The sequence below is a fragment of the Pseudoalteromonas sp. G5_S1_54_S4 genome (assembly GCF_054968565.1).
In genome coordinates, this window is the sequence record NZ_JBQKUL010000058.1 from 1 (window position 1) to 19,939 (window position 19,939).

Consider the following 19,939-nt stretch of genomic DNA (forward strand, 5'->3'; position numbering starts at 1 on the left):
GCTTTTCGAGGCAATCATGTCGGTATTTAAAATTTATGACAAGCAGATGTACTTAAATAGGGCAATGGTTCTGCTTAAGTCTAATAATGCAACTGATCATATATACGCCTGTCTCGAACTTAGATTTTGCATTGAAGCGATTGTATATCAGAAACTTCTTCACGGAATAGATGGGCTGCCAAATTCAATTATCGAAACTTGGCAGCCAAATAAAGCACTAAGAATGTTGTCCGAATTTGATTCATTAACGGGAGCAAATTGTGTTGTTGAAATAAACTTATCAAACGCGAAAGAGCCACCGAAAGACGATTGGCTGTTTTTAGGTGAGCAAAAGCTACCTCCTGTTCGCTGGTTAAATAAGACTTACAATAAGCTGGGTAGCTTCTTGCATTTAGTGGAGCCTAAAAAAGCAGCCTTTGTAGATTCAACAGATGTAAGAAGTGCTGCTCTTACAATTGCAGAACAGCTAAAAGAATATATAAACACTAATTTTCTTATTAGTATTAAAGGTGTTGATATACAAAAATGTCCAGTCTGTGAGCAGGATATAGCCTTTTCTTTGCTTAAGGCAAAAGATGGAGAAGTTCGCAAGTGCAGCAACAACCGCTGCGGAGCATTATTCTCAGTGAAAGTCGATAAAACAAATAATAAAGTTACTTTTAACTGCAAAACCTACGATATTAAGTGCCAATGTTGTAATGAAGATATTGTGATTCCTGAGCTTACTATTAGAAACTTAGATGTGTTTGGTTGTAGCAGTTGTGGTTCAAAATACATACCTAGAGGAAATTATGAGTTTGCTCTTCTTCCCAAAAAAAGCTAACAAGTGCCTAAACCAAAGGACGCAAAACAGCAGGCTGCGCTCCTTCGCCGCTAATTTTTCGCCGGTTAGGCAAGCGTTATACAGTAGGGGTTTCCGTTGAAAAAAGTCTTTACTTTTCTATTCATAGTATTTGGGGTTGCTGTATTAGGCGCTGGTTGCGGAGCTTTGATTTTATATAATTTTGGTTCTTGGGAAGCTAGTAAAGATTTCTCTACCACATTTAGTGCAATTAACTCATTATTTGCAGGTTTTGCTTTCGCAGGTATGATCTATACAATAATTTTGCAATCAAAAGAATTACAATTGCAACGTGAGGAGCTGTCACTAACAAGAAGCGAACTAGCTAAGTCGGCTATAGCTCAAGAAAAACAGGTGGAAATGGCTCTAAATACAGCCAAACTAAATGCCGCAATATCTAAATATGAAACATATTCAAACTTCATAACAAACCAAATAATTTACCCTGAGCAGTTAAACTATCAGCCCGGTGATCAACGAGATTATTTGGCTACGTTAGAAAAAGAGATCGATATACTACTCAAAAAAACTGTATAACAAAGGTTTTCAAGTCGGACTCGTAACTGTTTGCTCGGTTCCACTTCGTTTCACATTTTAGCAAACTGTTTCTCGCCGTTTAAAACGGCGTTACGAACGTCTTCTCATGGCACTTTGCCGAAATTCAGGTTTGATAAAGTCCTACAGTTTAAACCTGACAGTTCAAGTTAGTACTTATTAAAATAAACGAAGCTAACTACTTGAACTGGCTTATTCTATGTCGCTTATTATTGTTGCCCGAACCCCGAACCCCGAACCCCGCAATTAAGCTATTAGTTTCTCCGCTAGGTTGAGTTCCATTGTTGCTTTTAATAAACGGTATAAGTTAATTGATGCGTCTATTTCTTCTTTACGGTTGGTTAAGCTTTCAATATTTAAACCCAGCGGCACACCTAAGTGGGCACAGCTTTTTAAAATTGAGTCGAGGTTTTCGCGACAAATACGCACCGATTCGCTTAATGTATTTTCCGAATCAAGCATACGCCATTTAGTTGCCTCTGGCACTGAGATGCCTAGCCACTGCATAAACTCTAAGGTTTTTTCACCACCACAAGGCGTAAAGGTTAATATAATTCGATTAGGTGTCAGGCCTTGTGCTTTGCATGTGCGCGCATAACTGGTTATTAAATCTATGGTTGCTTGTGCATTGTAAACGGCTTGAGAGATAAAAAACTGGCACCCTTGTGCTGTTTTTTCTATTAAGCGTTGGTGTTCGTTGCGCTTATTGGCATGGCGCTCAGCAATGGTTACACCACCTAAAAAGAAATCTTCAGACTGCTCTGCCAGTGTTTTATAGGCATTCGGTAAGCTCAGCTTTATATCACCTGCTGATGATGGGCTGCCCACTAACACCACGTTTTTTAAATCGTAGTCATTTTTAGTTTCATCTAACCACGCTTTAAACTCACTCACACCGCGCTGAGCTACACTTTTATAAGTAATTACATCAAGATCAGATAAGCCTCGTAAGAGTTGACTGTACTCGCGCGGATCAACTGTTTGCTTAAATGCAAATGGACGCGCTTGCTCTGTACGGCTGCTTTCATCTTGAATGTCATAAATAATCACACCGTCATATTCAATTTCGTGTAAACGGCCTAATAACTTTTCGGCAATGACTTTTAATTGCGCTTTATCAGTCCCAATTTTTGGAGGTGTTGTGCCAATTAGGTAAACACCTTGGTTGGTGTCCTGTATTTTTTCTTGAAGTGATAAAGCCATAATCCTCATTCCAGCTTAATTTGTGATGATGGATTTAATATAGCAGCCATTTAGACGTCTAGATAGATTTATTTGTTGAAAGTTTCTCAACTAACGTGAATTATTTTCATAGTTAATAACTGACACAGTTGTTTACATAATTAATAGGCTTAGGGCTCTTATATTTAATTGCTTTACGGCATACTTAGTTTGGTAAATGTTTTAAAAATTGCTCAATTTAAAAAGGGATAACAATGAAATTTAAATTATTGGCAACTAGCCTAGCGGTATCGCTGGCCTTAACAGGTTGTGCTATGCAGCAAAGTCAAAACACGCAAACAGCAGCTCAACAAGAACAAGTTAATAAAGCAGATGAGCGTGTTTTTTCACAAGATTACCTATTAGAAGAGCTAGATAACGGCTTGCGTGTGATGGTAGTTAAAACCGATTACCCAGATGTAGTATCGCTACAAATACCGGTATCTGTTGGCTCGCGAAATGAAGTGGAAGCGGGTAAAACTGGTTTTGCTCACTTTTTTGAACACATGATGTTTAAAGGCTCTGAAAAGTTTCCGCAAGATGTGTATTCAGATATTCTAAAAAATTCAGGAGTTGATAACCGCGCCTACACAACTAACGATTACACTAACTACCACTTAAATTTTTCAAAACAGCATCTTGATAAAGTACTTGAGATTGAAGCTGATATTTTTCAAAATTTAAGCTACACCGAAGAGCAATTTAGAACCGAAGCGCTTACCGTTAAAGGCGAGTACTTAAAAAATAACGCCAGTCCAATTCGTAAATTATTAAGTGCGGTACGCCAAGAAGCGTTCGATAAACATACCTATAAACACACTACTATGGGCTTTTTTGAAGACATTGAAGCCATGCCTGATCAAATGGCCTACGGTAAAGAGTTTTTTGATAAGTTTTATAAGCCTGAATATGTATCGCTTGTGATTGTTGGTGATGTTGATCCAAAAGAGACCATGGCGATGGTTAAAAAGCATTGGGGTAACTGGCAAAAAGGCGACTATGTTGCTGATATTCCAAAAGAGCCAACTCAACAAGCGCCAAAATATGTGCATGAGCAAAACGAAGGGTTACCAGGTCATTGGCTACTTGTGTCGTATAAAGGCGCTGCATGGGAGCCTCAGAAAAAAGACAGAGCCGCATTAGATTTACTGTCGCAGCTTTATTTTTCGAGCAATTCAGATATTTACCAAGAGCTGGTAGTAGAAAAGCAAATCGCGAGTCAAATGTTTACCTATAACCCAGAAACTAAAGATCCAGGGTTACTGCATGTATTTGTAAAAGTTGAAAATGCCGATGATTTAGCCACAGTGCGTGATGCTATAAACCGTACGTATGCCAAAGCACGCATTGAGTTGGTGGATAGCCAAAAACTCAGCGATTTAAAGTCTAATCTTAAATACAGCTTTATAAATGGTTTAGATTCGTCGCAAGCAATTGCTTCTACACTTGCCAGCTATATGCATTTTGAGCGCGATCCTGAGGTAATTAATCAGCTGTATAAATCGGCAGACAATATCACTAGCGAAGATATTAGAGCCGTTGCCAATAAGTATTTTGTTGATAATGCGCGCACCACAATTACTATGTCGGCACTTGATAAAGCCCCTGGTTTTGAACAAGAAAGCGACTTAAATGCCTTGGTAGCAAAATATCAGCAAGTACCGAGTAAGCCTATCTTTAAGGTGCTTGATAAAACTAATAGCTCGCCGTTAATCGATATTAATTTATTATTTAATACCGGTGCCGCTGCCGATCCGCAGGGTAAAAAAGGGGTTGCAGCACTCACTGCCGCAATGCTGGCGCAAGGTGGCTCAACCTCAATGAGTTACAAAGAAATTAAAAAGGCAATGTACCCGCTGGCGGGTAGTTTTGGTTATCAAATAGATAAAGAAATGCTGTCGTTCCAAGGGCGTATTCATAAAGATAATGCAGCTCAGTGGTATGCTTTAGTGAGTGAGCAGCTTCTAAACCCAGGCTTTAGAGAAGATGACTTTAAACGTCTGAAAAAAGAAATGATCGATGGCATTAAATCGGGTTTAAAAGCCTCTAACGACGAAGAGTTGGGTAAAGAAGTCCTCTACAGTGTGCTTTATAAAGGTCACCCTTATGAAAGCTATAACTACGGTGACTTATCAGATTTAGAAGCGCTGACCCTTGATGATGTTAAAGCGTTTTATAATGCTGAACTTACACAAGCTAAACTTAATGTGGGTTTAATTGGTGCAGTCCCTACAAAACTTAAAACACAAATGTTAGCTGACCTAGCGACGCTCCCTAAAGGTGAGCAAAGCCGCTTAACAATCCCTGATGCGCCAGAGCTTAAAGGTCATCATGCAACGATTATTGAAAAGTCAGCGCAATCAACGGCTGTGTCGTTCGGGTTCCCTATTGATACCATTCGTAGCAGCGAAGACTGGACCGCATTGTGGCTAGTGCGTTCGTATTTTGGTGAGCATCGCAGTTCTAACAGTTACTTGTACGAACGTATTCGTCAAACGCGTGGCATGAATTACGGTGATTACGCCTACATTGAATACTTCCCTAGAGGTATGTTTCAAACAAAACCTGATGCAAACTTAGGGCGCTCTGAGCAAATATTCCAAGTGTGGCTGCGTCCACTGCGCTCAAACAACGATGCGCATTTTGCAACCCGTACCGCATTATTTGAGCTAGATAAGCTAATTAAAAATGGTATGACCGAGGCAGATTTTGAAGCCACGCGTAACTTTTTAATTAACTTTGTGCCACAAATGGTTGCTAGTCAAAATCGCCAGTTAGGTTATGCGCTAGATAGCGAGTTTTATAACACCGATAGTTTTGTAAACTACGTCACAAGCAAACTGAAAACATTGACTGTTGACGATGTAAATCGAGTGATTAAAGATAACCTACAAACTGAGAATATTCACTATGTGTTTGTTACCGGTGATGGTGAAGATATGCAAAAACGTTTAGCAACTATGCAAACCTCGCCTATGGTGTATAACACCGATAAGCCTGCCGAGTTAGTGGCTGAAGATAAGGTAATTGCTGATTATAAACTGGCAATTCCTGCAAAAAATATTGAAGTAGTGAAAGTGGATAAAGTATTTCAATAATTTAAGTTCTTAAGTTTTTAAGTACTAAAAAATGCCCCTGTGCCGTAAGCATTGGGGCATTTTTATATTTTATTAGTTACTTACTAAAAGTACTGAGGCTGCACCAAGGGCAAAACTAATAACAGAGCTAATAACTAAACCAGCAATAAAACTTTTAGATGGGCTGTTATTGGCATCATTTTGGTTGTTTTCATCAAGCTTAATAAGCTCACCTTGGCGTACTTCAAATACCGCACATAAGGCCATGGTGGTTTCTTTTGAGGCTGCACCTTCTTTTTCTACCCGTTGAATAGTTCGTAAGCTTACATCGCAGGCATCGGCAAGCTGTTGTTGTGTCCAATCGAATGTGTGCCTAAGCGACTTTACCGTTGTAGGGTTTAATTGCATGTTAAAGTTTCCCTACAATTAGCTCTACGACTGTTGCTGTGGTATAGCCAAATACTGCACCACCTAACGCGCAGCCTAGAATAAAAAAAGCCGCTTTTTTAGGATCGCTAGGAAGACTACTTTGAACTTGCTTGGCAAGCACTTCTTGATCTTTGTAAAGAGTGCATTCAAGTCGTCCTGTCAGTATGTTGAGCATGTCAAACTTTACTTGGTACTGCGAGTTTTCAAAATCAAATTTGTGTGAGCTTTTTATATTAACACTGCGTCTGCTGCTAACTAAGTCATCGTTAATATAGACTTCTTCTTTACCTGTGAAGTAGCTTCCAAAACAGGCTATTTGATTATCGCCATCTTGAAAGTAAAATTTATAGCCTAATTTTTTTGTATTTAATATGTCGTTTTTCATCATCGTTATCCTTGTTGAGTTGATGATGCTAATTTAGCGTTTGTTATTATTTTTTACGCCGTCAGCAGTACGCCAGTGGCTATTTTGGCACATGACACACGTGCTGTCATATGTTGTTATTTACTGATTTTTATTAACTTATTTTATTTTTGCACAAATGGTTAAACCTGCCTAGCTGTCATATAGTATGGCTTTGAAAAAGTAATCTAAACCCTAGTTATATCTAATAACTAGAACAAATAACGAAGGGATTAACACCTAGGCGGCTAAATCCGTTAGAATTGGCGGTAGGCTCTTTGTAATAACTTAAGGCATTATTATGCGTCATGAAATTTGGCAACAGCTTCGTAGTGAAGCAAATGAAGTAGTAACTCGTGAACCCCTTTTAGCGAGCCATGTGTATTCGTGTATTTTAAATCATGAGTGCTTAGGGTCGGCATTGAGTTTTATTGTTGCTAATAAACTAGCTGATGCTGTGGTTTCTGCTTTTACAATCCGTGAGTTGTTTGACCAAGCATTTGTAAAGTGTGACCGCATGCTGACACATGTTGCTCATGATATTAAAGCAGTAAAAGACCGTGACCCTGCCGCCGAAACCTATCTTACTGTGATTTTAAATTTAAAAGGGTTTCATGCGATACAAGCACACCGCTTAGCTAACTGCTTATGGCAACAAAACCGTAAAGAGCTTGCGCGCTTTATTCAAAGTCGTACCTCAGAGGTGTTTGGGGTTGATATTCACCCTGCATGTAAAGTAGGCCAAGGCATTATGTTTGACCATGCCACCGGTATTGTTATTGGTGAAACCGCTGTAATTGAAGATAATGTATCTATATTACAATCGGTTACATTAGGTGGTACGGGTAACGAGCAAGGCGATCGCCATCCTAAAATTAGAGCGGGCGTACTTATTGGTGCGGGCGCTAAAGTGTTGGGTAATATTGAAGTGGGCGAGGGCGCACGTATTGGTGCAGGTTCAGTGGTATTAAGCCCTGTGCCGCCTCACACAACTGCTGTTGGCGTACCTGCAAAAATTATTGGTCGCCCTGATTGTGAGTGCCCGGCAGAAAGTATGAACCAAAACTTTTTAGAATATCCCGAGCCAGAAAACGAATCGCACACCAGTGCAATGCTTTAATTTTTGAGTACCTAGAAATGATATATAAAAGTAACCTTGTGGCTATGCTGCTCTGTTTTTCTTCAGGCGTGGCGTTAGCAAGTGGTTACTTTTTGTTTTTTAAAGATTCCACTCGTGTTTCCTCAGCGCCCAAACAAGCTGTAATCTCTTCGGCTAACACCCAAGTCAATAATCAGCCAACTTCTTTGCAAGGCCTAGTGCAGGTCAATAAAGCCCAAGCGGCTGATCAACAAACTCAGCTAGCACAACATGTGGTTGAGCTTAATCAGCGGCTTGAAAAAAAATCAATCCAGCTTAAGCAGTCTCAACAACAGCTAAAGTTAAATCAATTAGAAAGTGTAGAGCTTGATGATGAGCTCGCAATACAGTTTGAGCAAGAGGCTGATAATCTCGAATGGAGTTACGAGCTTGAAGTCGCGTTAACTGACTTTTTAATTATTAATGAGTTTGCAGATAGCGCTGAGCTTACAGCGCTAAAGTGTAAGCAAACAATTTGTAAGTTTGAGCTTACCATAAACCAACATGCCGTTAATTATGGTGCTAAATTATGGCGCGAGCTTAACGATAAGCTTCATCTTGAACCTTGGTGGCAGCAATTTACACTCAGTGCATCTCAATCTAACGATGCCCGTATTGAGTTTACTGTTAGTACGCAAGGCTAGCGCTTAGCAATATGGCTAAGCTTCTACCTTTGAAATAACCTGGCCATCTACTAACTCAGTGATCAACACATCACCCACTTTTACATCTTCCACTGATTTAACCACTTTATTTTGCGCTGTTTTAGTAATGCTATAACCACGTGCTAGGACATTAAGGGGGCTGACCGAATCAAGCCGACTTGCTTGTAAGGCAAGCGTATTATTTGCGTGTTGTAGTTGCTGCTGCATCGCTTGATTTAGCCTTGCATGGAGCTGGGCTAACTGATGGTTTGCATTTGCTAGCTTTTTATCTGGTGATTGGCGCATTAGTCTGGGTGTTAAATTAGCTAACACGCGTTCTTGTTGATATAAACGCTGACGCATTGCCTGTTGCAGTGCAATACTCAACTCATCTAAGCGTTGTGACTTTTGGTTTAGCTGATTGCGCGGGTGGCACAAATTTAAGCGATGCTGTAGCTGAGTTGCCAGTGCACGTTTATCGGCAATGTCGTGTTTAAATGCATTCGCTAAACGACTAATTAACTGATTAACCCTATTATGTAGCTCTTGTGTATTGGGGCTTACGAGCTCTGCGGCTGCAGAAGGAGTTGCTGCACGTACATCAGCAACGTAATCGCTAATCGTGGTATCTATTTCATGTCCAACAGCGCTCACAATGGGCAGCGAGCTTTGATAAATAGCACGAGCAAGTTGTTCATGGTTAAAGCACCATAAATCTTCTAATGAACCACCACCGCGTCCGAGAATGATAACGTCGACTTCATTACGTAAATTTGCCAGCTCTATTTGCTTGATTAAATGGCCATGCGCTTCTTTGCCTTGCACCATCGCAGGGTAAATAACCACTTCTAATTGCGGCGCACGACGCTTTAAAACAGTTAAAATATCTTTGATTGCGGCGCCTGTAGGTGAGGTAATCACCCCTATGCGATTTATGTTTTGGGGCAGGGGCTTTTTATAAGCGGAGCAAAATAAGCCCTCTGCAGCCAAACGCATTTTTAGCGCGTCAAACTCTTGCTTAAGTTGCCCTTCGCCGGCAGGCTCCATATGTTCAACAATAAGCTGGTAGTCACCACGGGGTTCGTACAAAGATACACGTGCTTTAACGGTTACTTGTGCGCCGTTAATTGGTCGGTAACTTTGGTTGCGATTATTGCCTCGCCACATGGCGGCTTTAATTTGCGCTTTATCGTCTTTTAACGAAAAATACCAATGCCCAGAAGCAGGCGCAATAAAGTTAGAAATTTCACCAGTGAGTACTAAAGACGCAAAACCTTGTTCAAGTAGGGCACGTATTTCACGATTAAGGCGAGATACGGTATAAACCGTTTGCGAGGGCTTAGAAAACATAAAAACTACCAAAAAACATTTATAAATCTAGCTTATCATAAATAAATACAAAATATTATTTACTAGTGCCTACAACGCTGTTAAAATTTGGCCGCAATTCCTTATCTTAGATCCACATGTGAGAAGTTGCCAAAATGCTTAGAATCGCTAAAGAAGCTCTTACCTTTGATGACGTACTTTTAGTACCTGGTCATTCTACTGTTTTGCCACATACGGCAAATATTTCAACTCGCTTAACGCGTGGTATCAAACTTAACTTGCCGCTCATTTCAGCATCTATGGATACTGTTACAGAAGCTCGTTTAGCTATTGCCCTCGCGCAGGAAGGTGGTCTTGGTTTTATTCATAAAAACATGACCATTGCAGAACAAGCGAAAAATGTTCGTAAAGTTAAAACCTATGAAGCAGGTATTGTTTCATACCCTGTTACAGTAACCGCCGATCTGACTATTGCAGATGCCGTTGAATTGTCTCAGGAAAAGGGATTCTCAGGTTTTCCTGTCACCGATAGCGAAAATAACCTTGTAGGTATTGTAACTAGTCGTGATATGCGCTTTGAAACTAAGCTTGAACAGCCGGTTTCAACAGTGATGACGAAAAAAGAAAACCTAGTAACGGTTAAAGAGGGAACTGCTCGCGAAGATATCTTAAGCTTAATGCACGAACACCGCATTGAAAAGATTCTTGTGGTTGATGATGCGTTTAAACTTAAAGGCATGATCACCGTAAAAGATTACCAAAAAGCACAAGACAAACCAGATGCATGTAAAGACGAGCAAGGTCGTTTACGTGTAGGTGCTGCGGTAGGCGTTGGCGCAGGCACTGATGAGCGAATTGCTGCATTAGTTGAAGCCGGTGTTGATGTACTACTAATCGATACTTCTCATGGTCACTCTCAAGGTGTTATTGACCGTGTTGCAGCGACTCGTCAAGCTTACCCAGACTTACAAATTGTTGCGGGTAACGTGGCAACTGCCGAAGGTGCTATTGCCCTTGCAGATGCCGGTGTTGATGCTGTTAAAGTAGGTATCGGCCCAGGTTCTATTTGTACTACACGTATTGTTACTGGTTGTGGTGTACCACAAATAACAGCCATTTCAGATGCGGTCGAAGGCCTTAAAGGTCGCGATATTCCAGTGATTGCCGATGGCGGTATTCGTTTTTCTGGTGATATTGTAAAAGCACTCGTTGCGGGTGCATCGTGTGTAATGGTTGGCTCTATGCTCGCGGGTACTGAAGAAGCACCAGGTGAAGTTGAACTTTATCAAGGTCGCTACTACAAGTCTTACCGTGGTATGGGTAGCCTAGGTGCGATGGATCAAAAAGAAGGTTCATCAGATCGCTACTTCCAAAAATCAAACCAAGCTGACAAGTTAGTACCTGAAGGCATTGAAGGTCGTGTTGCTTATAAAGGGCCAATTGCGACAATTATTCACCAACAAGTGGGTGGTCTTCGCAGTGCAATGGGCTTAACCGGTTGTGCCACAATCGAAGAGTTAAACACTAAACCACAGTTTGTACGTGTAACTTCTGCTGGTATGGGTGAGTCGCATGTTCATGATGTGCAAATCACTAAAGAAGCACCGAACTACCGTTTAGGCTAATCAGCCTTAACAACTTGAAATAAGTGGGCTAACCTTTGTTAGCCCTAATATAGTCACACAGCTTAAGCTGGTGGCGTTTAGCACCTGACTTTACGAGATATTTCATGAGCAAAGACATTCACGATTCACGAATCCTCATTTTAGATTTTGGTTCACAATACACGCAGTTAATCGCCCGTCGCGTACGCGAAATTGGTGTTTATTGTGAGCTTTGGGCTTGGGATGTAACCGAAGAGCAAATTCGCGAGTTTAACCCACAAGGTATTATCCTTTCTGGTGGCCCAGAATCAACTACGCTTGAAAACAGCCCGCGTGCTCCTGAGTATGTATTTAATGCAGGCGTTCCAGTACTTGGTATTTGTTACGGTATGCAAACTATGGCAACACAGCTTGGCGGCCGTGTACATAGCTCAGATAAAAAAGAATTTGGTTACGCACAAGTTGAAAAAGTGGGTAACTGTGCATTATTTGATGCCATTGAAGATCATATTACTGATGGCGGCAATGGTGTACTAGATGTGTGGATGAGCCACGGTGATAAAGTAATGGAAATTCCAGATACGTTTAAAACCACTGCTAAAACATCTACTTGCCCGCATGCGGCAATGTCTAACGAAGAAAAGCGCTTTTACGGTGTACAATTTCACCCAGAAGTAACGCACACACATCAAGGTCAACGTTTACTAGAGCGTTTTGCTATTGATATTTGTGGTTGTGAAAAATTATGGACGCCGGCAAAAATCATTGATGACGCCATTGAGCGTATCAAAGAAACTGTAGGTGACGACGAAGTTATTTTAGGCTTATCAGGCGGTGTAGATTCATCGGTTGTGGCTATGCTTATTCACCGTGCTATTGGTGAGCGCCTAACCTGTGTATTTGTTGATAACGGGCTACTTCGTTTAAACGAAGGCCAGCAAGTTATGGATATGTTTGGCAATAAGTTTGGCTTAAACATTGTTAAAGTAGATGCCGAAGATCAATTTTTAAATGACTTAGCAGGTAAATCAGACCCAGAAGATAAACGTAAAGCCATTGGCCACACGTTTATTAATGTATTTGATGAGCAAGCTAAAAAGCTTAAAAACGCAAAATGGTTAGGCCAAGGTACAATTTACCCTGACGTAATCGAATCAGCGGCCTCAGCGACTGGTAAAGCGCACGTAATTAAATCGCACCATAATGTGGGCGGCTTACCAGATGATATGCAAATGGGCTTAGTAGAGCCATTACGTGAGTTATTTAAAGATGAAGTACGTAAAATTGGTTTAGAGCTAGGTTTACCGTACGACATGCTTTACCGCCACCCATTCCCAGGGCCTGGTTTAGGTGTGCGTGTACTTGGCGAAATCAAAAAAGAGTACTGTGACTTACTTCGTCGCGCGGATGCTATCTTCATTGAAGAGCTTCACAAAGCAGAGCTTTATCATAAAGTAAGCCAAGCGTTTACTGTATTCTTACCGGTTAAGTCGGTAGGGGTTATGGGCGATGCACGTAAGTATGATTGGGTTGTTTCACTTCGTTGTGTAGAAACCATCGACTTTATGACTGCACGTTGGTCACATTTACCGTATGAGTTTTTAGGTGTGGTTTCTAACCGTATCATTAACGAAATCGACGGTATCTCACGCGTTGTTTACGATATTTCAGGAAAACCACCTGCCACTATCGAATGGGAATAATCCTCCCTTTACTGTAATTTCGTAATAACTAACGGCGAATTAGCATGCTAATTCGCCGTTTTGTTTATTTAAAAAGCAAACAAACCAAAAAGTTGATTTTTTACTTTACCTTTGTCAAAAGGTCTTTATAATTCATCGTCATTGCAGGGGCGTAGTTCCAATTGGTAGAACAGCGGTCTCCAAAACCGACGGTTGGGAGTTCGAATCTCTCCGCCCCTGCCATTTCTTCTTTACATCGTTTTGATTACTTCCTATATTATTCATCTTACTAATCCATCGAGTTGTTATGCATTCACGTTACGCATCTGTTTTTGGTATAGAAAAGCTTGAACTTAATCAACACTTTCGCCCAGCTCAAGCTGAGTTGTCAGCGACTTCATCGTTAATACTCTGTGATACATTAAAAGATGATATTGAGCGTGCCTTTGCGCCTGTAACAATAAACTCAATTGTTAAATCATCAACCATTGAGTTTAGTGAGCAACAATTAGGCCTGCCTGATTCTAACCTAACCTGTGCGCAAAAACGTGCGTTATGGGCTTTAATGAGTGAACACCTTGATACACTTTAAGTCGGTTACCGATGAGAATATCAATGAGCTGATGGCCATTGAAAATGCCTGTCATACACACCCTTGGACGTTAAAAACAATGCAGTCGTGTTTGCAGGGGCGCTATTTTAATTTAGCGGCGTTCGATGAAGAGCAAATGATAGGCTTTTACATTGGTGAAAAAGCAGGGCCCGATTTTACCTTAATGGATATTTGTGTCGCCCCGAGCTTTCAGGGACAAGGATTTGCTAAGCAGTTATTAACGCAGTTTATAGCGTACGGCGAGCAACACAGTGCCGAAAACTTATTTTTAGAAGTGAGAGAGTCTAATACGCGGGCGATTGCTTTGTATGAGCGTGCGGGCTTTATTGAAATGTCAGTACGTAAAAATTATTACCCCAGCGATGCGCCAAATAAAAACGGCTTTGAAGATGCGATTTTAATGGGCATGGCACTGGGTTTAAATTTTTAATGATTACTTATTAGCGATGGCTTGTTCTATTGCTGTAATGAGTTCTACAACGCGTTTTTCTCTTTGAGTCATATCATTGCCTTTTAAACTTTGCTCAAGCGCTGATGCGCTATGGTAAATATCATCAAAGTTAAAACAACCAGCACTGCCCTTAATACTGTGGGCAAGTGCGCGTAGTGTTTCGCAATCTTGGTTGTTATAAAGGGTTTTTATCTGCTTTAAGTAATCAGGTAAACTTGCCAAATAATTAGCATTTATTTGCTGAAATTTCTCACTTTTTAATAAGCTATCCCACTTATTTTGATTATCGCGTTCAAGGTGTAAATAGCTGACTAATACATTTTCTAGTGCGTCTTTATCAATGGGTTTACCAAGCGCTTTGTTACAGCCTGCTTCAAGGTAAGTATCTATATCATGGTTCATGACATTTGCGGTCAGGGCGATAATTGGGCCATCGTAGGCGGCATCTCTGAGCATTTTAGTTGCTTCTAAGCCGCCCATAACCGGCATTTGCATATCCATGATTATAAGCTGGTAGTCGTTCACTAGTGCCATTTCTACTGCTTGTGCGCCATTATTGGCTATATCAGGCTCTAACCCCCATGTTTGAAGGAGTAATTTTATCAGCAACTGATTATCGGGGTTATCTTCTGCCACTAAAATATGCGCATCAAAGTTATTGGTTGCAAAAGAAAGTTGCGGGTCTTTTTCGGGTGATAGCTGAGAGTGTTCAGTCAAAAACAGGTTACTACTAAGCCCATTACCTAAATGGCAATCTATATCGATAGTAAAGCAACTACCCACACCCACTTCACTGGTTACGCTGACATCGCCACCGAGCAGCTGAGCCAAATTTTTTGAAATACATAGCCCTAATCCTGTACCACCAAATCGGCGTGTGGTTGTGGCATCAGCTTGTTCAAATGGCGTAAATAATCGACTTATTTGGTTTGCCGACATGCCTATACCGGTGTCTTCAACTATAAATGTAAGAATTTTTGGTGCTTGAAACTTTGCCGTAATTGTTACTTGGCCTTGCTCAGTAAATTTAACTGCGTTACTGGCAATATTAATCAGTATTTGTTTTAAACGAGTAACGTCACTATTTATGGTATGTGGTAATGGTAGCGAATAATTAATTGTAAATGAAAGCTGTTTCTCTTGTGCTAGAGGTTTAATGATTGATTCAACATCATGAATAAGTTGTACAACATTTAACGGCGTTTGCTCAACAGCGAGTTTTTCGGCTTCAATTTTTGATAAATCGAGGATGTTATTAATAAGCTCTAATAAATGTTTTGAATTACGAAGAATAGTGCCTAAATGATGTTTATCGTTTGTTTTCTTATCGCTATGCAGTAGTTGCTCGGTAAATCCCATAATGGCTGTAAGCGGAGTGCGAATTTCATGGCTCATATTGGCTAAAAAGCGGCTTTTAAGCTGGTTTGCTTGTTCTGCTTGGGCGATGGCTGTTTCAAGCTTACTATTCATTGATTCAAGTGCCTTAGTACGGCTCTCTACTTTGTCTTCTAAGTGATGCTTATATTCTTCTAGCTGCTCCTGATAGTGCTTAATTTGGTTAATCATGTGATTAAAGTCGTTAAACAGTATGCCTACCTCATCGGTTGTATAAGCAGGCAGTGTGACTGAAAGGTCGCCATCACCAACGCGATGACTTGCTTCACCTAGTAATTCAATTGGGTTAAGCAGTAAATTGCGCACCACAATAAAAATTAAGATCGGTAGGGTGATCACAGAAATAATTACAATTAGCCCAGTGATGACACTAATTGCTTTACCTGATTGATACAGTACCGCTTTAGGAATGGTCGACACATAATAGTAGCCGCCACTCATTTGGGCTGCGAAAATCAATCGTTCTATTTTATCAACGCTCGAAAGCTCAATGGTTGATAAGCTGCCAATATCAGCTAGGTCATTAATTTTATTAAGTTCATACTCACTAACATAGTGGCCACGCATTTTGTAATCAGAGCTAAATAAAATTTTACCATCATTGGCGAGCAGTAAATTTAAGGTGTTGTTATAAGGGGCTTCTAAAATACTGGTGTTTAAAATCGAAGGTTCGACCTTAAGGACAATAAAACCAAGTTGTTGTGGACGTTTTAAATAGTAGTCAACGCTGTATATGCGTTGCACAAAATATAAGTTGGTGGTGCCGTCTTCTTTTTGCACCATAAACTGCTGCTGGCTTAAATTGCTTTGTATGACTTGGTCAAAAAACGGATAAGACTTTGGCGCGACAGTTAAATTACTGGAGTAATAGGCATCACTTTCACCGGTTTTTGAGACTAAGTTAATACTAATAATGTCAGGGTAGGCTTCACTGTAACTGGCAAATACGTCCATTAACGCGCCAAGGCGATAGGTATAGCTGGCGTCTTCAAATAAATCTTTAGCTAAAAAGTCACTTAGTACCGGTGAAGCAGAGAGTAACTTAGCCGTTGCATGAAAAGAGTCTATATAGTTAAATACTTTTTGCTGTTGTTGCTCTACAAAGCGACTCATGATCAAGTCAGCTTGTTTTTGCGTAGAGTTAGTTACATTAGTGAGCGTAAACCCACCTAAAAATAACAACGGCAGTATAACCAGTGGAGTTATATACCATAATAATCGAATACTTAGCTTACTGGTTTTCATTACCCAACATCAAATCCTCCATGTAATCGAACAATAATATGATTTACAGAACCATTACTCAAGCTTGGTATTAAGTTAGTGGGCAATTTATAGCGTTATTGTTAATAATCGCTGAAAACACCAAACTTAAAAAAGATCCGTTAATAACCAACCATTGATTGTTTATAAAGCCAAGATCAGCGAAAATAGTCTTCAATTACGATTAACTTAACGGATAGCGTCACAAGAGCTAATTTGGGTTCTTGTTGGGGTATGTTGCGCTTTCTAGGTTAGCTTGTTTTTAGCCTTGAAAGCTCAGCATACTAAAATACAAATACATCCGTATATTAACTAAAAGAACCTTTTTAATGGCAGACCAAAATCTCCTTAGCGAAATTAATAAACGCCGTACCTTTGCGATCATCTCGCATCCTGATGCCGCCCAGCCTTTCAACGCTTAAAACCACCTTTCATTGCACACCACAATCACATCTCTACGTACTGAATTTAAAGGCTTTTTGTCTTTTTCTCGTTTCTTTGCTTTTCAATGATGTTCAAGCGTAACCTCGGAAAGTGTGTACAAACTTGAGTACAAATTCCGTTTTAGAGGCCTTTGGTGAAAATTCCATGACACAAATCTGGCTGTAGGCCTTGTGTTTACTGGGTTTGATGAAGAAAGTACTTCCTGCTTTTGGTACTTTGGTTTCGACATTACAAAAGCGGAATAAATGCGATCATCTCTAGTTTTTTGTTTATAAGTTTATGAATTTAAAGGGTTCGTCATTGTGGTTTTTGATGTGTCATTGTTGCGAGTGTACAAACAGTGTGTACAAATTTTTCTCGTTAGGCGTGTTGATTGCTATTCATGACACAAACCGCCTTGTAGCTCTTGTTATTCATAGGTTTGAGCTGAAAAGTACCTAATAGCAACATTCGTGTTTCGATAAGGCTGATCTTCTGAACAAATCATGCATCTTTCTGACCATCAACAAGTGATGAATCAGGCGATGATAGCTTTACATTGATTTTCAGGAGAATGCAGATGACAGCAGTAGCGCACCAGGTAACCCCTTTTCTAACATCTTACGAAGTGATGGCTCGTTACCACATTAGCTATACGACGCTCTGGCGAAGAATAAAAGATGGCAGCTTGCCGCAACCTCGTATCAACCGAAATACACGAAACAAGCTGTGGCACATTGAAGATTTGGAGGAGTATGAGAAGAAAGAGGACTGAGCCTCTTTCTTTTATGGATAGTGAATAGGGCTTTTAGGAGGGCAGGATTGTGAATAAAATTTATAGAGAAAATCTATATATAGGACATATGGGATTAAATATACTTATAAAGACTATTTAAGTGAACTTGAATAGCTATCACTGAGATTTGGGGCTTGGTACCGTAAAGCGCCGCTCGTCCAATTTACACGTTTTTCCTGATAATATTGCTATTAGTGTTGGTATAAAACGGGAGAGAGTGATGGTACTGGTACTGTTCGATTTAACCGTCTTTCAGATTATCCTCTGACTAACCTGAATTCTAAAAGTGCTCTTTATCATTTAATTTTCCTTCTTTTTGAGCAATAAGCAAGAAGATAATTGTAGTATATCCGAACGCGTAAAGCACCCAGTTAAAACAACGAGTAAGAAAGGTAATTGAATACCAAAAACAGAGGCTGAGTATCATGAATGCAGGGTATCGGCTTTACATAGAGCAGTGGAAATAACTATTACTGATTGATTGGAGTGGCAGGGCTATTATCTGATGTCGTACTATCGCTCATCTGCATTGATGAGTGATCCATCATAGCCATTTGGCTAGACTGTTTATCCATCGCTTGGTCATGCATCATCTGACAAGGCTCTGCAGCATACGTCATGCTTGGCCAACAAAGACCTGCAATATAAGTAATACTGTTAGCTCCTTTTAACAACAATTTTAGGCTATCAGGGTATTAAATGAGTTCAAGTTTTTTATCAAAAAATGGTCCCATTTCACTCCCAGGCTGGGCCATTTTTATTATAGTGCCGATCTTTTCATTGCCGATAGAGTAAAAAGACTGGGTTCCTTCTGAGCGAGATTTTAATAATTGATTGTCCCGCAATATTTTTAAATGCTGACTGGTAGAAGACATAGACAGCTGTAGTAGCTCTGCAATTTCGTTTACACATAATTCAACCTGTTGCACACTCAAAATTATTATTCAACCTAGAATGGTTACCCAGTAATTTGAATAATTCAGTTGCTTGCATTAAGTCTGTTTCTGCTGCAATTGACGCTTTGGCCTTGGCTATTTTTAGCTTGACTTTGCGACATTCAGTACAAATTCCCAGGTTGTTTCCCACAATTATCTCCTTGATATGAATTCCCTCACCGCCAGAGCAATGAGAGAACGTTTTGGTTTAAGAGCGTGAGAGCAACTCTTGTTTTATTTTTTGATATGTTTCTTCGTCAATATCGCCTCTGGCGTAACGCTCCTTTAAAAGCTCAAGGCTGTTAACTGGTTTATTACTGTTGATTTGTTGGGATTTATTTTTCAGTAACAACTGAACTAATTTAACCAAGGCTAATATGATGACAGTCCATAGTAATAACGAAAATATCATGCCAAACGGTCCCGGAAAAAAAAGCCCAAAATCACACCAACCATTGCCCCAATAGCCAGAAGAGTGCATAGCGTTCATATTATTCACCTTAATAATGTTGTGATTGGCTACCCATCATATTTTGCATATTGGCAGACATTTGTTGCATCAATATCAAGTATTGCTCCTGTTGTGCCGGTGTTAATAGCTGATAGGCCTGGTGACGGGCTTTTAACATAGTAAGCATATTTTCGCTCATCACCCCTTGGCGCTTTGCGAGCATTGCTCTGGCTTTAGCTTCATCAAAGGTGGGTGCCGTGGTTAATGCCTGACATTCCGCCATATATGCTGGCATATTGGCCATCATCACTTGCCTGCCCGCCATTGCTTGGGTCATAATAGCCTGGATCTCTTGCTGTTGCTTAGTGCTTAGATCCAGCTGGAAGAACATTCCCATCATCATGTTGCCGCCCATCATGTTGCCGCCCATCATGTTGCCGCCCATCATGTTGCCACCCATCATGTTGCCACCCATCATGTTGCCACCCATCATGTTGCCATTCATCCCCCTGCAACCTTGCATCATGTTGCCCTGCATATTGCCATGTGCCAGTGCTAATGAGGCGGCTCCAAAAGTAAGACCGAGGGTTAAGGCTGCTGTTGTCAATTTGTTAGTTTTCATCTTTTACTCCACTTTTTAAATAAATTTGGGTATACGGATTTAATGGTTGATGGGGCACCTTCACCCC

19 protein-coding genes and 1 tRNA gene are annotated in these 19,939 nt (G+C 40.4%); 10 read left to right on the plus strand and 10 right to left on the minus strand.

Annotated features, from left to right (window positions below; translation table 11 throughout):
• Both ACTRWE_RS16880 and ACTRWE_RS16885 read left to right on the plus strand, forming a co-directional pair.
• Nucleotides 1–823: hypothetical protein (locus ACTRWE_RS16880; RefSeq protein WP_462880368.1), on the plus strand; the 823-nt coding region annotated here is incomplete at its 5' end.
• A gap of 96 nt (nucleotides 824–919) precedes the next feature.
• On the plus strand, nucleotides 920–1,378 hold the full coding sequence (locus ACTRWE_RS16885; RefSeq protein WP_462880369.1) for a hypothetical protein: 459 nt from the start codon (nucleotides 920–922) through the stop codon (nucleotides 1,376–1,378).
• A 264-nt stretch (nucleotides 1,379–1,642) separates the two neighbouring features.
• On the opposite strand, the gene ACTRWE_RS16890 is transcribed toward ACTRWE_RS16885, so the two are convergent.
• Nucleotides 1,643–2,599: a methylenetetrahydrofolate reductase gene (locus tag ACTRWE_RS16890; protein WP_008110265.1), complete on the minus strand. Its 957-nt coding sequence runs from the start codon at nucleotides 2,597–2,599 to the stop codon at nucleotides 1,643–1,645.
• Between the two features lie 233 nt (nucleotides 2,600–2,832).
• Between ACTRWE_RS16890 and ACTRWE_RS16895 the strand changes: the two genes are divergently transcribed.
• Nucleotides 2,833–5,715 (plus strand): M16 family metallopeptidase, encoded by a 2,883-nt coding sequence (locus ACTRWE_RS16895; protein ID WP_462880370.1) that lies wholly within the window; start codon nucleotides 2,833–2,835, stop codon nucleotides 5,713–5,715.
• Nucleotides 5,716–5,787: 72 nt separating this feature from the next.
• Here ACTRWE_RS16895 and ACTRWE_RS16900 read toward each other — a convergent pair whose 3' ends face one another.
• On the minus strand, nucleotides 5,788–6,102 hold the full coding sequence (locus tag ACTRWE_RS16900) for a helix-turn-helix transcriptional regulator (protein ID WP_075169747.1): 315 nt from the start codon (nucleotides 6,100–6,102) through the stop codon (nucleotides 5,788–5,790).
• A 1-nt stretch (nucleotide 6,103) separates the two neighbouring features.
• Nucleotides 6,104–6,511 (minus strand): hypothetical protein, encoded by a 408-nt coding sequence (locus tag ACTRWE_RS16905; protein ID WP_350608227.1) that lies wholly within the window; start codon nucleotides 6,509–6,511, stop codon nucleotides 6,104–6,106.
• Nucleotides 6,512–6,827: 316 nt separating this feature from the next.
• Here ACTRWE_RS16905 and cysE point away from each other — a divergent pair, with 316 nt between their 5' ends.
• On the plus strand, nucleotides 6,828–7,646 hold the full coding sequence (gene cysE, locus ACTRWE_RS16910) for a serine O-acetyltransferase (RefSeq protein WP_010387694.1): 819 nt from the start codon (nucleotides 6,828–6,830) through the stop codon (nucleotides 7,644–7,646).
• 17 nt (nucleotides 7,647–7,663) lie between these two features.
• Complete coding sequence (locus ACTRWE_RS16915; RefSeq protein WP_462880372.1) at nucleotides 7,664–8,308, plus strand: hypothetical protein; 645 nt, start codon at nucleotides 7,664–7,666, stop codon at nucleotides 8,306–8,308.
• Between the two features lie 15 nt (nucleotides 8,309–8,323).
• Here the strand turns inward: ACTRWE_RS16915 and xseA are convergent, their stop codons facing one another.
• Nucleotides 8,324–9,658 carry an exodeoxyribonuclease VII large subunit gene (xseA, locus tag ACTRWE_RS16920; protein WP_462880373.1) on the minus strand — a complete coding sequence of 445 codons (1,335 nt, stop codon included), beginning with the start codon at nucleotides 9,656–9,658 and terminating at the stop codon, nucleotides 8,324–8,326.
• A gap of 134 nt (nucleotides 9,659–9,792) precedes the next feature.
• Here xseA and guaB point away from each other — a divergent pair, with 134 nt between their 5' ends.
• The 5 genes from guaB (at nucleotide 9,793) to rimI (ending at nucleotide 13,966) form a co-directional block, all read left to right on the plus strand.
• Nucleotides 9,793–11,262, plus strand: coding sequence for an IMP dehydrogenase (gene guaB / locus ACTRWE_RS16925; RefSeq protein ID WP_008110278.1), 1,470 nt, complete (start codon nucleotides 9,793–9,795; stop codon nucleotides 11,260–11,262).
• Between the two features lie 104 nt (nucleotides 11,263–11,366).
• Nucleotides 11,367–12,944, plus strand: coding sequence for a glutamine-hydrolyzing GMP synthase (gene guaA, locus ACTRWE_RS16930; protein ID WP_010387703.1), 1,578 nt, complete (start codon nucleotides 11,367–11,369; stop codon nucleotides 12,942–12,944).
• Nucleotides 12,945–13,089: 145 nt separating this feature from the next.
• Nucleotides 13,090–13,166, plus strand: a tRNA-Trp gene (locus ACTRWE_RS16935).
• 64 nt (nucleotides 13,167–13,230) lie between these two features.
• Entirely contained in the window at nucleotides 13,231–13,515 is a 285-nt protein-coding gene (locus tag ACTRWE_RS16940) for a hypothetical protein (RefSeq protein ID WP_010387704.1), read from the plus strand.
• Complete coding sequence (gene rimI / locus ACTRWE_RS16945; RefSeq protein ID WP_462880377.1) at nucleotides 13,502–13,966, plus strand: ribosomal protein S18-alanine N-acetyltransferase; 465 nt, start codon at nucleotides 13,502–13,504, stop codon at nucleotides 13,964–13,966. The genes ACTRWE_RS16940 and rimI overlap by 14 nt, the downstream gene beginning before the upstream one ends.
• 3 nt (nucleotides 13,967–13,969) lie before the next feature.
• Here rimI and ACTRWE_RS16950 read toward each other — a convergent pair whose 3' ends face one another.
• From ACTRWE_RS16950 to ACTRWE_RS16975, 6 genes are all read right to left on the minus strand, one after another.
• On the minus strand, nucleotides 13,970–16,627 hold the full coding sequence (locus ACTRWE_RS16950) for an ATP-binding protein (RefSeq protein ID WP_033102834.1): 2,658 nt from the start codon (nucleotides 16,625–16,627) through the stop codon (nucleotides 13,970–13,972).
• A gap of 1,707 nt (nucleotides 16,628–18,334) precedes the next feature.
• A complete protein-coding gene (locus ACTRWE_RS16955; RefSeq protein WP_462880374.1) occupies nucleotides 18,335–18,541 on the minus strand; it encodes a hypothetical protein in 207 nt (68 codons plus the stop codon).
• A gap of 18 nt (nucleotides 18,542–18,559) precedes the next feature.
• Nucleotides 18,560–18,793 carry an ArsR/SmtB family transcription factor gene (locus tag ACTRWE_RS16960; protein WP_462880379.1) on the minus strand — a complete coding sequence of 78 codons (234 nt, stop codon included), beginning with the start codon at nucleotides 18,791–18,793 and terminating at the stop codon, nucleotides 18,560–18,562.
• On the minus strand, nucleotides 18,780–18,950 hold the full coding sequence (locus ACTRWE_RS16965) for a hypothetical protein (protein WP_462880375.1): 171 nt from the start codon (nucleotides 18,948–18,950) through the stop codon (nucleotides 18,780–18,782). The genes ACTRWE_RS16960 and ACTRWE_RS16965 overlap by 14 nt, the downstream gene beginning before the upstream one ends.
• A gap of 57 nt (nucleotides 18,951–19,007) precedes the next feature.
• Entirely contained in the window at nucleotides 19,008–19,289 is a 282-nt protein-coding gene (locus ACTRWE_RS16970; protein ID WP_105935177.1) for an SHOCT domain-containing protein, read from the minus strand.
• Nucleotides 19,290–19,299: 10 nt separating this feature from the next.
• Nucleotides 19,300–19,872: a Spy/CpxP family protein refolding chaperone gene (locus ACTRWE_RS16975; RefSeq protein ID WP_105935176.1), complete on the minus strand. Its 573-nt coding sequence runs from the start codon at nucleotides 19,870–19,872 to the stop codon at nucleotides 19,300–19,302.
• Between the last annotated feature and the right edge of the window lie 67 nt (nucleotides 19,873–19,939).

Coding starts and splice junctions, on each gene's coding strand:
- ACTRWE_RS16890 (WP_008110265.1), bottom strand. CDS start 2,599: ATGGCTTTATCACTTCAAGAAAAAATACAGGACACCAACCAAGGTGTT.
- ACTRWE_RS16895 (WP_462880370.1), top strand. CDS start 2,833: ATGAAATTTAAATTATTGGCAACTAGCCTAGCGGTATCGCTGGCCTTA.
- ACTRWE_RS16900 (WP_075169747.1), bottom strand. CDS start 6,102: ATGCAATTAAACCCTACAACGGTAAAGTCGCTTAGGCACACATTCGAT.
- ACTRWE_RS16905 (WP_350608227.1), bottom strand. CDS start 6,511: ATGATGAAAAACGACATATTAAATACAAAAAAATTAGGCTATAAATTT.
- cysE (WP_010387694.1), top strand. CDS start 6,828: ATGCGTCATGAAATTTGGCAACAGCTTCGTAGTGAAGCAAATGAAGTA.
- ACTRWE_RS16915 (WP_462880372.1), top strand. CDS start 7,664: ATGATATATAAAAGTAACCTTGTGGCTATGCTGCTCTGTTTTTCTTCA.
- xseA (WP_462880373.1), bottom strand. CDS start 9,658: ATGTTTTCTAAGCCCTCGCAAACGGTTTATACCGTATCTCGCCTTAAT.
- guaB (WP_008110278.1), top strand. CDS start 9,793: ATGCTTAGAATCGCTAAAGAAGCTCTTACCTTTGATGACGTACTTTTA.
- guaA (WP_010387703.1), top strand. CDS start 11,367: ATGAGCAAAGACATTCACGATTCACGAATCCTCATTTTAGATTTTGGT.
- ACTRWE_RS16940 (WP_010387704.1), top strand. CDS start 13,231: ATGCATTCACGTTACGCATCTGTTTTTGGTATAGAAAAGCTTGAACTT.
- ACTRWE_RS16950 (WP_033102834.1), bottom strand. CDS start 16,627: ATGAAAACCAGTAAGCTAAGTATTCGATTATTATGGTATATAACTCCA.
- ACTRWE_RS16970 (WP_105935177.1), bottom strand. CDS start 19,289: ATGAACGCTATGCACTCTTCTGGCTATTGGGGCAATGGTTGGTGTGAT.
- ACTRWE_RS16975 (WP_105935176.1), bottom strand. CDS start 19,872: ATGAAAACTAACAAATTGACAACAGCAGCCTTAACCCTCGGTCTTACT.